Here is a 14249-nt window from a genome sequence, read left to right as displayed (position 1 = left end):
CCGGGAGAAAGACGTCCCGGGGGAAACCAGTGAACAATAAAGATGCGGCGGAATATGACTACATCATCGTCGGTGCCGGTTCGGCCGGTTGCGTGCTCGCCAATCGCCTGAGCGCCGACGGCAAGCATTCCGTGCTGCTGCTTGAGGCCGGGCCGAAGGACACCAACATCTGGATCCATGTCCCGCTCGGTTATGGAAAGCTGTTCAAGGAAAAATCCGTCAACTGGATGTACCAGACCGAGCCGGAGCCCGGCCTGAACGGGCGGCAAGTGTTCCAGCCGCGCGGAAAAGTGCTCGGCGGGTCCAGCTCGATCAACGGCCTGCTCTATGTCCGCGGCCAGCACGAGGACTACGACCGCTGGCGTCAGCGCGGCAATGCCGGCTGGGGCTATGATGACGTGCTGCCCTACTTCAGGAAGGCGGAAGATCAGCAGCGCGGCGCCGACAAATATCATGGCAGCGGCGGCCCACTGCCCGTGTCCGACTGGCGGCACCACGATCCGCTGTCGGAAGCCTTCGTTGTTGCGGCGGCCGAGGCCGGCATTCCGACCAATCCCGATTTCAATGGCGCGACCCAGGAGGGCGCGGGCTTCTTCCAGACCACGACACGGCGCGGCCGGCGCGCCTCTACGGCACGGTCCTATCTGCGCCCGGCGATCGCGCGTGGCCATCTGCAGGTCGAAACCTCGGCGCTGGCCCAGCGCATCCTGTTCGAGGGTCGGCGCGCTAGCGCGGTCGAATACCGGCAGGACGGCCGGCTGCGCACCGCAAAGGCGCGCAAGGAGATCCTGGTGTCTGGTGGCGCGTACAACTCGCCGCAATTGCTGCAGCTCTCCGGCGTCGGTCCCGCCGATCTGTTGAAGCAGCACGGCATCGAAATCGTGCTCGATGCGCCGGGTGTCGGCAACGACCTGCAGGATCACATGCAGGTACGTATCGTGACGCGCTGCGCGCAAAAGGTCACGCTCAACGACGTAGTCAACCACCCAATTCGCCGGGCCTTGGCTGGCATTCAGTACGCCGCGCTGCGCAAGGGGCCGCTGACGATCGCGGCCGGCACCTCGGGCGCGTTCTTTAAGACCAGCCCGCGGCTGGCCTCGCCCGATATCCAGATCCATTTCCTGCCGTTCTCGACCGACAAGATGGGCGAGAAGCTGCATCCCTTCCCGGGCTTCACGGCGTCGGTCTGCCAATTGCGCCCCGAGAGCCGCGGCTCGCTGAAGATCAGAAGCGCAGACCCGAGCATGCCGCCGGAAATCCGCATCAATTATCTGGCGACTGAGACCGATCGTCGCGCCTTCATCGACGGCATGCGCATCCTGCGCAAGATCCTGGCCGCGCCGGCGCTGAAGGCTTATGCCGTCGATGAAGTCGATCCCGGCGCCAAGGTGGTCAGCGATGACGATCTGCTCGAGTTCTGTCGCCGTACCGGCAGCACGGTCTATCACCCGACCTCGACCTGCCGGATGGGCAACGATCCGCTCGCGGTGGTCGATCAACGGCTCAAGGTGCGGGGCATTGAGGGGCTCCGCGTGGTCGATGCGTCGATCATGCCGGACTTGATGTCGGGCAATACCAACGCGCCGACGATCATGATCGCGGAAAAGGCGTCGGACATGATTCTGGAGGACGCGCGGTAGGGAGTGTGGTGCTGTAGCTTGGTAGCCCGGATGAAGCGAAGCGAAATCCGGGGCCGCTTGGAGCGAAGGTCCCCGGATTACGCTGCGCTCCATCCGGGCTACAGGTTTATCCCCGATACGCCCGCACCCGTCTCACCATCTGCTCGACATGGGCGATCGGCGTGTCCGGCTGGATGCCGTGGCCGAGATTGAAAATCAGCCGTCCTCTGCCGAAATTCTCCAGCACGTCGTCGACCGCGCGGTCGAGCGCCGCGCCGCCGGCGATCAGCGCCAGCGGATCGAGGTTGCCCTGGACGGCAACGCGCGTCTGCACGCGCTCGCGGATCATCGACGGTTCCGCCGCCCAATCGATCGACACCGCGTCGACGCCGGTCTGCTCGACATAGGCCGGCAGCAGCCCGCCGGCGCCGCGCGGAAAGCCGATGATCTTGGCGTCCGGCACCTGCTTACGCACGCCGGCGACGATGCGCTTGGCCGGCTCGACCGACCAGCGCGCGAATTCACGCGGCGGTAGCACCCCGGCCCAGGTGTCGAAGATCTGCAAACAATCCGCGCCGGCCTTGAGCTGGCCGACGAGATATTCGATCGAACTCTCCACCAGAACGTCGATTATTTTTGCGAACGCGTCCGGATGCCGATAGGCGAGCATGCGCGCCGGCGCCTGGTCCGGCGTGCCTTGTCCGGCCACCATGTAGGTCGCGACCGTCCACGGGGCGCCACAAAAGCCGATCAGCGCGATATGCGGCGCAAGCTCGCGGCGGACACGGCGCAGCGCCTCATAGACCGGCTCCAGCTTGCTAAAATCCGCGCGCGTGGCGAGCGTTGCGATCTGCTCGGGTGTTGCCAGCGGATCGAGCCGCGGACCCTCGCCGGCCTCGAAGCGCACCGAGCGGCCGAGCGCGTAGGGGATCACTAGGATGTCGGAGAAGATGATCGCGGCGTCGAAATTGAACCTGCGGATCGGTTGCAGCGTGACCTCAGCCGCATAGTCCGGCGTGAAACAAAGATCGAGAAAGCTGCCGGCCTTGGCGCGCAGCTCGCGATATTCCGGCAGATAGCGCCCGGCCTGCCGCATCATCCACAGCGGTGGAACGCTCTGCCGGGCGCCCGACAAGACGTCGATGAAAGGCTTCGTCGTGGAATCCTGGGGCAAGCGAAAGTTCCTGATCACAGTCGAAATTTGTTGCCCGTGATACACGCTGCATCGCAACAGGCCAAGTCGATTGTGGAACTCCGGCTCAAGCGGGCGCGTTGTGCTGGGATGGAGGACCACATGGCTGAGAAATTCAATCATGCGGCGAATGACTCGCCGCGCAGCGGGGGCTCGAAGACGACGGGGCCCGTGGTATGGGGCGTGATCGTGGCGGCGATCATTGCCACAGCGCTGTGGCTGGTACTGCACGCGTGATACCGCGGGGCGGGGCGGCCTCCCGGAAGGAGGCCACCCCGGGCCAGCCACGGCCTAAACCGGTCCTCGCTCGGGGCGCTGCATCCGATCGAACTCAAAGGTCACGCCGAGCCGGCGCTCGAGACGCCACACGACGACGCAGCGCCGACGGATCGGTTCGTTCTCGATTTCTAGGTCGAATGCGAACGGAATCGCCATGTCGCTTTCCACGGCGAGCCCCGCGCCGCCGGTCGAGATATTGAGCACGAGGCATCCGATACTGGTGTCGCGGAAGAAGATCGCGCCGCGCTTCATCAGAATGGTCCGATGACTGTCGGTCTTGTATTTCTTCAGGATCGTATTCACAGCAGTCTCCTACCCCCGTCGTGGTCGTTCCCCTAGTTCACCAGAACCGCCCCGTCGCACCGGATACCCAAGACCCAGACGTCGACCTGGCCCAGGCCGATGCCGAGCGTTGCAAGCAAGGATGCCAGCACCTGATCGATCGGGCTCGTCACACCGTTCAAGATGCCTGTGACCAACCCACCCAATCCCGGAATCGGAAGCCCGAGCGGACCGACATTGATGGTGAGCGAGAGGTCGCCCAGCAGGCTACCTGTCAACGATGAGAGAAAATTGGTCGTCGTCACCGTCTTCTTCACCCCCGATTGAATGTCGCTATAGCTGAAATTGACATTCGTCGGCGTGGTGTTGCCCATGCCGGCATGGGCGAGGGCGGCGACCGTTATAAGACCGAGATTGACTATCGTCGCTGGCGGCGGATTCGGCTTGGTCGTGAAGTTGGTCATGTCAGCGGGGGTGACGCCGCCGATCCATGCATCCACGATTCCCGGCGTCACGCCGACCGTGACCTGCGACGTGTTGATGTTCGGACGACCGCAAGACACCGCGTTGAGCGTCGCCGTACCTGAGGCGACCTCGACATAGATCGGCAGGTTGATGGTGGAGACCGGGCCGCTGCCGAGAACCTGAATCGAGACCAGCAGCCTAGTCTGGGCCGTGTGGACACTTACGCCCTGTTTGCCCATTTCGACCCAGCTCGATCCGACCGGCCGCTCGCCGACGGTCGCGAGCACGGACACATTGGCGATACCGGGCAAGCCGAGATTGACCGACGTCGCGATCTGATGACTACCGTTGGCGATCTGCGCCACTGCGGAAACAAGGTCGAAGACCGAAACACTGGCGCCGAGCTTCGGCTTCTGCCCCACCGTGAGGTCGGCAAAGGGGCCGACGTCGATGAGCGAACCGGGCGTGATCTTGGTCGTGACGCCGGTCATGGCCTGGGTGATCGTCGATAGCGCTGTCGTCGCGGAGTTCGCACCGTTGGTGGCCTGCTGGGTCGCCAGCGCGGCAGCGATGATGTCGGAGACCTTGACGTTGCCGGTCAGCAAGGTGTCATAGGTGACGCCGGTCAGGTTGATCCGCGTTGCCAGTGCTGACAGGAAATCCAGCGCGTCGATCTTTGCGCTGATCAGGGAGTTATAATCCATCACGGACAGGGACAGCGTCGTGCCGAGCATGCTGCCGAGCATCGCATTGACAAGCCCTCCGTTGAGCGAGAGCAGCCGCGACCCGATGGCGAAGGAGGCCATCGCGGTGGACGTCGCGGTGGCTGATGTCTGGATCGTATAGCTGTTCGAGCCGGTAAAATAGCGCGCGAAATAGAGCGGCGTCTTGGTGTTCAGCGTGACCTGCGCGGCGTTGGCGGTGCCGATCGCCGGGGTCACGAAACGGGATTGTGGCGCGACCGCGGGGTTCGCGGTGTATGTTCCGAGTTGGACGTTGACCAGCGCGCTGGCCGGATAGTTGTTCTGGGTCACCGTCGCGGTGGCGGCGTTGGTCGCGTTGGTCAGGTTGCTGGCGGCGACGATCGCGGCGAGGTCAGCCGTGCTCTGCGTCTTTCGCCGATCGGCAAAGATCGTACCGAGATCGACTGCAAGGCCCGCGCATCCAATGACGAGCGTCATCAGACCCGCACTCATGATCGCGAAGTTTCCCCGGTGATCGGCGCGGAAGCGCCGCAACAGCATCAGGATCGCGGCCATCTTAGAATCCTCCGTACTGGATCGCGGCCGAGCGGACGATGGTGCTCGGCGGAGCAGGAACGAACGGCAGGCTGTAGATGAAGTTGCCGGACGCATTGTAATTCACGGTCACGACGTAGACGTTTGCGTTCGCCGCCGAAGGCGCAGCGCTAACCGAGAGTTTGGCGGGGATCAGAAGAGGATAGGTCGACGCGTTTGCGGCGACGTAGCTCGTGGCGAGGCTGTTGCGTTCGGTGTCGGTCATTCCTGCGATCGATGAACGCGCCGCCTCGGCGGCGAGTTGCTGAACGCCATGCACCATCGCCAGATACGAACCGAAGACGACGATGCCGAATATGAAGGCGAGAAACAGCGGCAGCAGCAGTGCAAATTCGACGGCCGACGCGCCGCTTCGACAGCGAGAAAAACGGATCATGGCACACCTCGAAACGCAAACGGTGGCGCCACGTTGTGAGCCTTAGATTAAGGAAAACTATGAGATTCCTTCCGCGAATCAGGGCCGGTGATCCGCGCAAATGGACGCACCACGCGTTATGGGGGGCACGATACTTGATGGAGAGATCAAAAAATCTTATGCGGTGTCCGCAAAAATCCGGTGCGAGTCTGTAAATTCGGTCGTCCGATACCGTAGCACTACGTGGCAATGCACGTAACGATGCATATGAACATGCTCGCCGCAAATTGCGGCTAAACCAATGTGCAACCAAATGTTAGTATAGCTCGATCACATACTATCGAGTTCGTAATTGCGTCCCGTGCTGAGAATTGGAGCGCCCGCGATGCACAGACCACGTCAACATTTGAATATTCCGACCGAGATCGTTCGCACTGTTGTTGCCATCGCTGAAACGGGAAGCCTGTCGAAGGCCGGGGAGCGTCTCGGCCTGAGTCAGCCCGCGATAAGCTCGCAGGTGAAGCGCCTGCAAAGCCTGGTTGGTGGCGCACTGTTCGTGAGGACAGCGAACGGCACGACAACCACCGAGCTCGGCAAGGTCGCCGTGCAGCAAGCAAGGCGCATTCTTGAAGCGAATGACCAACTGCTTCGGCTCGGTGGCAACAATGAAGGACCGCAGCCGCTGAGGCTGGGGATCAGTACAATGCTCGCCGAGGAGTTTCTGAAGCTGCAGCCAGCCGAGGCACTCACGGATGTCATGGTTCATGCCGACATGTCGCCGGCCATCATCAGGGGGCTCATCGACGGCTACATCGACATCGCCTTCGTCTACAAAAATCCGTCACTCGACTCCGAAGACGAAGTCACTATAGCCAACGAGGTCGAAGAGCGTTCGGCGTGGGTGCGGTCACGGGATTTTGTTCTGCGGCCGGGGGCGCCGATCCCGATCCTGGCGTGGCCGGGCGACGACTGGATGATCCGTACGCTCACCAAGCACAATATCTCGTACAAGATCGTGTTCAGAAGCCCGAATCATCAGTTGCGACTCGAAGCTGCGCGGGCCGGATACGGCCTGACGGCGTGCCCCGAGCGAATGATTCCACCGTTCCTCGTTTCGGCGAAGGACTACTATCTTCCGGAATTGCCGGTCCAGAAGCGACTGCTGTGCGTGCGTCCAGGTCTCGAAGGAAGCCACGCGACGGCGCTGGTGCAGCGGTTGTCCAGCCTGTTCTTCAATGGCGCAAAACCGCTGCGCCAGGTGAGCAATTTGTAGCTGGCGTCGTCCCACGCAGGCGGCGCTGGTCAATAGTGCGGAGGGCGCTCGTTGGCGGGGCCCGGCGCATGCTGTTCGGCTTCCTGAAGCCGGTCGCGCAGTGCGGCGATCTGGCGGGTCAGCGCGTCGATCTGTTTCCACTGGGCCGTGATGGTCTGGCTCAGCGTCTCGATGGTCTCGTCCTGGTAAGTCAGCCGGACTTCCAGCGCATCGATCCGTTCGCTGAGCATTGCGGCATCATTCATGGCCGGCGCTTTCGCTGTCGCATCCGCGCGCGCGCAGGCCGTGCCCGAGCGCGACGCGTTCGTCGAACACAAAGCATTCGCCGCGCCAGCGGCTGTCCCGCTCCGGCGTCTCCTCGAGATATTTGAGAATGCCGCCCTTGAGGTGATAGACCTCGGCGAAACCGTGTGCGAGCAAATAGGCGCTGGCCTTCTCGCAGCGGATGCCGCCGGTGCAGAACATCGCGATCTTCCGGTGCTTCGTTGGATCGAGGTGGCGCGCCGCAAATTCCTTGAACTGCCCAAAGCTCACGATCCCGGGATCGACCGCACCCTCAAAGGTGCCCATGGCGACCTCGAATGCGTTGCGGGTGTCGAGCAGCAGCGTGTTGGGAGAGGCGATCAGCGTATTCCAGTCGGCGGCGTCGACATAGGTGCCGACCCGCCGTGTCGGGTCGACCGTGCCGTCACCGAGCGTCACGATCTCTTTCTTCAACCGCACCTTCAGCCGCTGGAATGGCATCTGCGCGGCTTCGGAGAATTTCAGCTCGAGATTGGCGAGGCGGCCGCCGAACAGCGGCCCGTGCTGCAGCTCCGCGACGAAGCCGTCGATGCCATCGGCCGTGCCGGCAATCGTGCCGTTGATGCCCTCAGGCGCGAGCAGCACGCTGCCCTTGAGGCCGAGCCCGGCGCACAGCATGCGCAGGGGCTGGCGAAGTGCGCGGAGATCCGGCAACGCAGTGAATTGGTAGAAGGCGGCGACCTTGAGGGGCATGGCGGGGGTTTATCAGGCCGCCAAGGCGCGCGAAACCCCGCAAAGCCATGCGTTATCGTGATAATTCATCTGGCATGCCAGGCATTGCCCTGCCGGGGATGAATGTGTCATGTACTTCGCGATCACTGGAATCTGCGCCCGAAAATCACTTAAGCGAGCACTCCGTTATGAGGAATTTCCATTTCGCCGGCCGTTCCACGGTCCATGCCCAGAACGCGATGGTGGCGACATCGCATCCGGAGGCGGCGCTGGTGGCCATCGAGGTCATGCGCGAGGGCGGCACCGCGGCTGATGCTGCGGTCGCAGCCTGCGCGCTGCTCGGCGTCATCGAACCGCAATCGACCGGCATCGGCGGCGACTGCTTCGCGCTGATCCAGCCCAAGGGCGAGGGCAAGATCGTCGCTTATAACGGGTCCGGCCGCGCGCCGATGGCCGCGACCGTCGACTGGTATCTCGAGCGTAATATCCACTCGGTGCCGCTGACATCGGCACATGCCGTCAGCATTCCCGGCGCAATCGATGCCTGGGATGTGATCCTGAAGGATCACGGCAAGTTCGGCTTCGACCGGCTGCTGCAGCCGGCGATCAAGGCCGCCGAAGAGGGCTATGTGGTTGCGCCGCGCATCGCCTTCGACTGGAAGAACCAGTTCGAGAAGCTGAAGAACGGCACCAACACCGAGCGCTATTTGTTGCCGCACGGCAAGCCGGCGGTGGCCGGTGACGTGATCCGCCAGCCCGAGCTCGGCAAGACCTTGCGTGTGATCGCGCAAAAGGGCCGCGATGCCTTCTACAGCGGCGAGATCGCGGCCGACATGGTGGACACGCTGCGCCGGATCGGTGGCCTGCACACGCTGGAGGATTTTGCCGCGCATTCGACCGAGACGACCTCGCCGATCGGCACGGTGTACAAGGGCCACGACGTCTGGCAGTGCCCGCCGAACGGTCCGGGCATCACCATGCTCGTCATGCTGAATATCCTGTCGCGTTTCGACCTGATCAAATTCAAGCCGCTCAGCGTCGAGCGCTTCCATCTCGAGGCGGAAGCCGCGCGCATCGCCTACATGATGCGCGAGCAGTATATCGGCGATCCCCAGCACGCGCATGTCGACGTCGCCGGCATCCTCGCGAAGGAGTTCGCCGACGAGCACATCAAGAACATCCGGATGGATGGGCTGCTCGACCTGCCGAATGTCGCGCCGCCGATGAATCCGTCGACGGTCTACATCACCGTGGTCGACAAGGAGCGCAACGTCTGCTCCTTCATCAATTCGATCGCGCATTCGTTCGGCTCGGCGATCGTGTCTGACAAGACCGGGGTCCTGCTGCAGAACCGCGCCGGCGGTTTCCGCATCCAGCCGGGACACCCCAACTGCATCGCGCCGGGCAAGCGCCCGCTGCACACCATCATTCCGTCGCTTGCGACCAAAAATGGGCGCGCCGTGATGCCGTTCGGAGTGATGGGCGGCCAGTATCAGCCGGTCGGCCAGACCCACGTGCTGACCAACATCCTCGACTATGGCTGCGACGTGCAGGAGGCGATCGATATGCCGCGCGGCCTGCATTACGAGGGCGCTTACCAGCTCGAGGACAGCGTGCCGGTCGAGATCGTCGAGGGTCTCAAGAAAATCGGACACAAGACCACCAGCGTGGTGGGGCCGCTCGGCGGCGGCCAGGCGATCTGGATCGATTGGGACAAGGGCACACTGACCGGCGGCTCCGATCCGCGCAAGGACGGCTGCGCGCTGGGTTATTGATCGGCGCGTCGCCTAGCAGCGACGGGTCGGCACGGAACAAGGCGTTGTCGCGGGGGTTGGTGCTGACAACCTTTCCCCGCGAGGCCCATCATCCGTATCCTCGATTCCGATGACACCGACCAGGCCGATCTGCACGGCGGCTCTTCGCCATGGTTTGCCGCCGCGAAGCAGCCGCAGCGTCCGCAGCTCAGCGAAAATCTGGCCTGCGATGTACTCATCATCGGCGCCGGCATCACCGGCTCGCTGGTTGCCGAACGCCTGACGCGTCAGGGGCTCGACGTCATTATCGTCGATCGCGAGCGGCCCGGCCGCGGCAGCACCGCGGCGAGCACCTCGATGCTGTTGTGGGAGATAGATCGTCCGCTGGTCGAGCTGACGGCGCTTTACGGCTTCGAGCGTGCGGCGCGCGCCTATCGGGCGAGCCTCGCCGCCGTGAGCGGCTTGATAGCGCTGGTTCGTGACCACAATCTTCCAGGCGAGATCAGGAAGAAGAACTCGCTTTATCTGGCGGCCGGCAGCTCCGCGGCCGAATTGCTCGACGAACATCGGCTTCGCCAGCGCGCCGGCCTGCCTGGCGACTTCCTCGATCACGGGCAACTGCTGGAGACCTACGGCATGTCGCGTGCCGGAGCGATCGTATCTTCAGGTGCGGCCGATGCCGATCCGCTCCAGTTGGCCCGCGGTCTGCTCCGGCTTGCGGCCGCGCGCGGTGCGCAGTTGTTCGATGCCGAGGCCGTCACATTCGATCCCGCAGGCGAGGCGGCCACGGTGGGATTTGAGGATGGTCGCGAGATTGCCGCGAAAGCCGTCGTGCTGGCGACCGGCTATGTGATGCCTGATATCGTCCACTCGAAGCTTCAGACGGTGTCATCGAGCTGGGCGATTGCAACGACGCCGCAGCCGCAGAATATCTGGAAGGATGGCGCGCTGATCTGGGAGGACGCGAGGGACTATCTCTATGCGCGAACGACGCCGGCCGGTCGCATGATCATCGGCGGCGAGGACAGCGAGGAGATCGTCGCACCCGATGCCCGCGACCGCCTGATGCCGGAGAAGTCGCGCCGGCTGGCGCAACGTCTCGCCGCGCTCTGGCCGATCGCAGTAACCGATATCGAGTATAGCTGGGCCGGCGTCTTCGACACCACCAGCGATGGGTTGCCGCTGATCGGTCCTGTCCCCGGGGCGAAGGGCGTCTATGCCGCGTATGGCTACGGCGGTAATGGCATCACGTTCAGCTATCTGGCCGCGCAACTGATCGGCGATCTCATCGCAGGCGGGTCCTCGCCCTTGCTAGATGATTTCGCGCTGGGCCGCGATAGCGGCATGGCCGGTCACTGAAAAACGGCTAGAGATTTGCTGTTCGCTGGGCTAGAGACGGCGATCCTTCACGAGAGGTACAAGATGCGATCTTCCCGACGCACGATTATCAGGACTGCGTTCGCCGGCCTTGCGGCGGCAGTCGCCACGCCCGTTGCCAGCCAGATGGCAGCGGCCCAAACCGCAGGAAAGCCCATGACCACAGCCTCAGGCCTTCAGATCACCGACAGCAAGGTCGGCACCGGCGCCTCGCCGAAGCCCGGCCAGACCTGCGTCATGCACTACACCGGCTGGCTTTACGAGAACGGCCAGAAGGGCAAGAAATTCGATTCCTCCGTCGACCGCAACGAGCCGTTCGAGTTTCCGATCGGCCAGGGCCATGTGATCAAGGGCTGGGACGAGGGCGTCTCCACCATGAAGGTCGGCGGCAAGCGCACGCTGATCATCCCGCCGAACCTCGGCTACGGTGCGCGCGGCGCCGGCGGCGTGATTCCGCCGAACGCGACGCTGATGTTCGACGTCGAACTGCTGGGCGTGAAATAGCCAGCATGCAGCAACGGGAGGCGCAGCGGTGAAGATTTCGATCCTCGACGATTATTTCGACACGCTGCGCACTCTCGATTGTTTCCACAAGCTCGACGGCTACGACGTTACGATCTGGAACGATCATGTCCAGGATGTCGATGTACTCGCCGAGCGGTTGCGCGACACGGAGGTGTTGGTACTGATCCGCGAGCGAACGCAGATCCGTACTCCGCTGCTGGAGCGCCTGCCAAAATTGAAGTTGATCAGTCAGCGCAGCGTCTATCCGCATATCGACATCGAGACCTGTACGCGGCTCGGCATCATCGTCTCGTCGGGCCAGCACGCCGATACGCCGTCCTACGCCACGGCCGAATTTACCTGGGGTCTCATTTTGGCGGCGACGCGCGCGATCCCGCAGCAGATGGCGGCGCTGAAGGCAGGCAAATGGCAGATCGGCGTCGGCCGCACGCTGCGCGGCAAGACGCTCGGCATCTACGGTTATGGCCGCATCGGCGCCGTGGTCGCGGGCTACAGCAGGGCTTTCGGCATGAACGTGCTGGTCTGGGCGCGCGAAGCGACGCTGGCGAAGGCACGTGCCGACGGTTACGAGACCGCCGGCAGCAAGGCGGATTTCTTCGCGCGATGCGACGTGCTGTCGCTGCATATGCGGCTGGTCGACGCTACCCGCGGCATCGTCAAGGCCGAAGACCTTGCGCGCATGAAAGAGACGGCGCTGATCGTCAACACCAGCCGCGCGCCGCTGATCGAGCCGAACGCGCTGGTCGATGCGCTGCGCGCAGGCCGCCCCGGCATGGCCGCGATCGACGTCTACGAGAAGGAGCCGCTACGCAACACGTCTGATCCGCTGCTCAATATGGACAATGTGGTTTGCACGCCGCATCTCGGTTACGTCTCGCGCGACGAGTATGAAATCCAGTTCACGGACATCTTCGATCAGATCGTCGCCTTTGCCGATGGCACGCCGACCAACGTCGTCAATCCGGACGTGTTGGCGAAGGCCCGCCCGCGCGGTTGACCAGCCGATAGGCACGAAAAAAGACCGGCCCATCGGGCCGGTCTTTCTCTCAATTCACAATTGGGCGATCAGAGGTTCTTGCTAGCCGCGTTCGCCGCCCGGTTGACGGCGTCCTTGGCGATCTCCTTGGCGTCGCCGACGGCCTTCTGGCCCTTGCCCTTGGCTTCCTGGATCGCGCCTTCGCCCTGCATCTCCTCGGAGCCGGTTGCCTCGCCGATCTTCTGCTTGGCCTTGCCCATTGCTTCGTTGGCTGTGCCCTTGATCTTGTCGGTGGTGCTGCTCATGATTTTCTCCTTCCGGAATGCGTTGAGTCGTCGGACAGGCAACGCGCTCGCACGATGAAATGTTCCTATTTTCCGCTCGCCTGCGCGCGCGCTTTTCGCTAGCGTTCTCCGCACGAAAACTTAACTGGCGAAGGCAGGAACAATGAGCGGTTCCCACGATCACCCCCACCCCCACGATCACGATCATCATCACGACGATGAGCGCTGGAAGCACGACGGCGTACGCGTCATTCCGGGCAACCAGCTCGATCCGAACGTGCCGTCGACGGCGGGCATGGACCGCAAGGCCGCGATCAATTTCGCCCGCGTCGGCGCGCAGAAATTGTGGGCCGGCACCGTCAGCATCAAGCCTGACGCCAAGACCGGCGCGCATCATCACGGCCATCTCGAAAGCATCATCTATGTCGTGAAGGGCAAGGCGCGGATGCGCTGGGGCGAGAAGCTACAGTTCACCGCCGAAGCCGGCCCCGGCGATTTCATCTTTGTGCCGCCCTACGTGCCGCACCAGGAAATCAACGCCAGCCGCGACGAGGTGCTGGAATGCGTGCTGGTGCGCTCCGACGGCGAGGCGGTCGCGATCAACCTCGACATCGAGCCGGTGGAGAAGCCGGAAAACGTGCTGTGGGTCGACCCGGTGCACCGGCATCCCGACGAGACAAAATAAAGGCGCGGCGCGGCCGCGACGAAAAAGAATAACGACAAGCCAGGGGAGGTCCGCATGACGCTCGTCCGTTACGAGAGCGCCGACCACATCGCGACCATTACGATGGCGCGCAGCGAAAAGCACAACGCGCTCAACAACGCGTTGTGTACGGAGTTGCGTGACGCGTGGTTGCGCTTTCGCGACAGCGACGATCGTGTCGCGGTGCTGGCTTCATCGGAGGAAAAGTATTTCTCGGTCGGCGCCGATGTCGCTGATCTTCCAGTCAACATGTGGCACGCGGTACCTGGTCTTGGTGTCGAGCTTGACAAGCCGGTGATATCAGCGACATCCGGCTGGGTCGTGGGTGGCGCCTTCGTGCTGGTCCAGATGGCCGATCTGTGCGTGGCGTCGGAGACGACGCGTTTCATCTATCCCGAGGGAAAGATCGGCACCACCGCGGGTGGCGTCTCATCGGTGATGGCGCGGATGCCGCACAAGATCGCGATGGAATTTCTGCTGGTCGGCGAGGAAATGTCGGCGGAGCGCGCCTTCCAGATAGGCTTCGTCAACCAGGTCGCGCCAAAAGGCCAGCACCTCGCGATGGCGCAGGAGATGGCCGCGAAAATCGCCGGCAATGCGCCGCTGGTGGTCCGCGCGCTGAAGAAGCTGGCGCGTGAGGCCATGCCGAAGGGACCTCTGGAAACCGTCGCCGACGTGCGGCGGCTGCTCGATGAAGTTAGGGACAGCGAAGATCTCAAGGAAGGCGTGAAGGCCTTCGCAGAGAAGCGGAAGCCGACGTTCACGGGGAACTAGCGGTAAGACGCAGCTCTCACCGCATTCGCCATTCCGGGGCTCGCGAAGCGAGAGCCCGGAATCCATCCCGCCACGCGATATGCGGTGAAATGGATTCCGGGCTCGACGCTGCGCGTCG

General features: G+C 63.2%; 16 protein-coding genes. 9 read left to right on the top strand and 7 right to left on the bottom strand.

What is annotated here, in order from left to right:
• The first annotated feature begins 29 nt into the window (after window positions 1–29).
• Window positions 30–1640 (top strand): GMC family oxidoreductase, encoded by a 1611-nt coding sequence (locus UP10_RS06625; protein WP_044586569.1) that lies wholly within the window; start codon window positions 30–32, stop codon window positions 1638–1640.
• Between the two features lie 106 nt (window positions 1641–1746).
• On the opposite strand, the gene hemE is transcribed toward UP10_RS06625, so the two are convergent.
• Window positions 1747–2793 (bottom strand): uroporphyrinogen decarboxylase, encoded by a 1047-nt coding sequence (gene hemE / locus UP10_RS06620; protein ID WP_044586568.1) that lies wholly within the window; start codon window positions 2791–2793, stop codon window positions 1747–1749.
• A 120-nt stretch (window positions 2794–2913) separates the two neighbouring features.
• On the opposite strand from hemE, the gene UP10_RS46325 reads away from it, so the two are divergent.
• Entirely contained in the window at window positions 2914–3048 is a 135-nt protein-coding gene (locus UP10_RS46325; RefSeq protein ID WP_283807627.1) for a hypothetical protein, read from the top strand.
• 54 nt (window positions 3049–3102) lie between these two features.
• Here UP10_RS46325 and UP10_RS06615 read toward each other — a convergent pair whose 3' ends face one another.
• The 3 genes from UP10_RS06615 to UP10_RS06605 are packed head-to-tail and all read right to left on the bottom strand — an operon-like array spanning window position 3103 to window position 5511.
• Window positions 3103–3393 carry a PilZ domain-containing protein gene (locus UP10_RS06615; RefSeq protein ID WP_245321677.1) on the bottom strand — a complete coding sequence of 97 codons (291 nt, stop codon included), beginning with the start codon at window positions 3391–3393 and terminating at the stop codon, window positions 3103–3105.
• Between the two features lie 32 nt (window positions 3394–3425).
• Window positions 3426–5096 (bottom strand): pilus assembly protein TadG-related protein, encoded by a 1671-nt coding sequence (locus tag UP10_RS06610; protein WP_044586567.1) that lies wholly within the window; start codon window positions 5094–5096, stop codon window positions 3426–3428.
• A 1-nt stretch (window position 5097) separates the two neighbouring features.
• Window positions 5098–5511, bottom strand: a complete 414-nt coding sequence (locus UP10_RS06605) for a TadE/TadG family type IV pilus assembly protein (RefSeq protein WP_044586566.1) — start codon at window positions 5509–5511, stop codon at window positions 5098–5100.
• Window positions 5512–5875: 364 nt separating this feature from the next.
• Here UP10_RS06605 and UP10_RS06600 point away from each other — a divergent pair, with 364 nt between their 5' ends.
• Window positions 5876–6763: a LysR family transcriptional regulator gene (locus UP10_RS06600; protein WP_245302151.1), complete on the top strand. Its 888-nt coding sequence runs from the start codon at window positions 5876–5878 to the stop codon at window positions 6761–6763.
• A gap of 29 nt (window positions 6764–6792) precedes the next feature.
• Here UP10_RS06600 and UP10_RS06595 read toward each other — a convergent pair whose 3' ends face one another.
• Both UP10_RS06595 and trhO read right to left on the bottom strand, forming a co-directional pair.
• Window positions 6793–7008 carry a SlyX family protein gene (locus UP10_RS06595; protein ID WP_044586565.1) on the bottom strand — a complete coding sequence of 72 codons (216 nt, stop codon included), beginning with the start codon at window positions 7006–7008 and terminating at the stop codon, window positions 6793–6795.
• Window positions 7001–7759 carry an oxygen-dependent tRNA uridine(34) hydroxylase TrhO gene (trhO, locus tag UP10_RS06590; RefSeq protein WP_044586564.1) on the bottom strand — a complete coding sequence of 253 codons (759 nt, stop codon included), beginning with the start codon at window positions 7757–7759 and terminating at the stop codon, window positions 7001–7003. The genes UP10_RS06595 and trhO overlap by 8 nt, the downstream gene beginning before the upstream one ends.
• Window positions 7760–7926: 167 nt before the next feature.
• On the opposite strand from trhO, the gene ggt reads away from it, so the two are divergent.
• From ggt to UP10_RS06570, 4 genes are all read left to right on the top strand, one after another.
• Window positions 7927–9513, top strand: a complete 1587-nt coding sequence (gene ggt, locus UP10_RS06585; RefSeq protein ID WP_044586563.1) for a gamma-glutamyltransferase — start codon at window positions 7927–7929, stop codon at window positions 9511–9513.
• Between the two features lie 129 nt (window positions 9514–9642).
• On the top strand, window positions 9643–10851 hold the full coding sequence (locus UP10_RS06580; protein ID WP_502692171.1) for an NAD(P)/FAD-dependent oxidoreductase: 1209 nt from the start codon (window positions 9643–9645) through the stop codon (window positions 10849–10851).
• A gap of 63 nt (window positions 10852–10914) precedes the next feature.
• The gene (locus tag UP10_RS06575) at window positions 10915–11373 is read left to right on the top strand and encodes an FKBP-type peptidyl-prolyl cis-trans isomerase (RefSeq protein WP_082077000.1); all 459 of its coding nucleotides are present in this window, start codon (window positions 10915–10917) and stop codon (window positions 11371–11373) included.
• Window positions 11374–11401: 28 nt separating this feature from the next.
• A complete protein-coding gene (locus UP10_RS06570) occupies window positions 11402–12391 on the top strand; it encodes a D-2-hydroxyacid dehydrogenase family protein (RefSeq protein ID WP_044586560.1) in 990 nt (329 codons plus the stop codon).
• 68 nt (window positions 12392–12459) lie between these two features.
• Here the strand turns inward: UP10_RS06570 and UP10_RS06565 are convergent, their stop codons facing one another.
• The gene (locus UP10_RS06565) at window positions 12460–12675 is read right to left on the bottom strand and encodes a CsbD family protein (protein WP_044586559.1); all 216 of its coding nucleotides are present in this window, start codon (window positions 12673–12675) and stop codon (window positions 12460–12462) included.
• Between the two features lie 142 nt (window positions 12676–12817).
• On the opposite strand from UP10_RS06565, the gene UP10_RS06560 reads away from it, so the two are divergent.
• The gene (locus UP10_RS06560; RefSeq protein WP_044586558.1) at window positions 12818–13339 is read left to right on the top strand and encodes a cupin domain-containing protein; all 522 of its coding nucleotides are present in this window, start codon (window positions 12818–12820) and stop codon (window positions 13337–13339) included.
• 54 nt (window positions 13340–13393) lie between these two features.
• Window positions 13394–14131 carry an enoyl-CoA hydratase/isomerase family protein gene (locus tag UP10_RS06555; protein ID WP_044586557.1) on the top strand — a complete coding sequence of 246 codons (738 nt, stop codon included), beginning with the start codon at window positions 13394–13396 and terminating at the stop codon, window positions 14129–14131.
• The last annotated feature ends 118 nt before the right edge of the window (window positions 14132–14249 follow it).

Origin of the sequence: Bradyrhizobium sp. LTSPM299, from assembly GCF_000938235.1 — a bacterium.
GTDB lineage: Bacteria > Pseudomonadota > Alphaproteobacteria > Rhizobiales > Xanthobacteraceae > Bradyrhizobium.
This window is presented reverse-complemented; position numbering and strand designations above follow the sequence as displayed.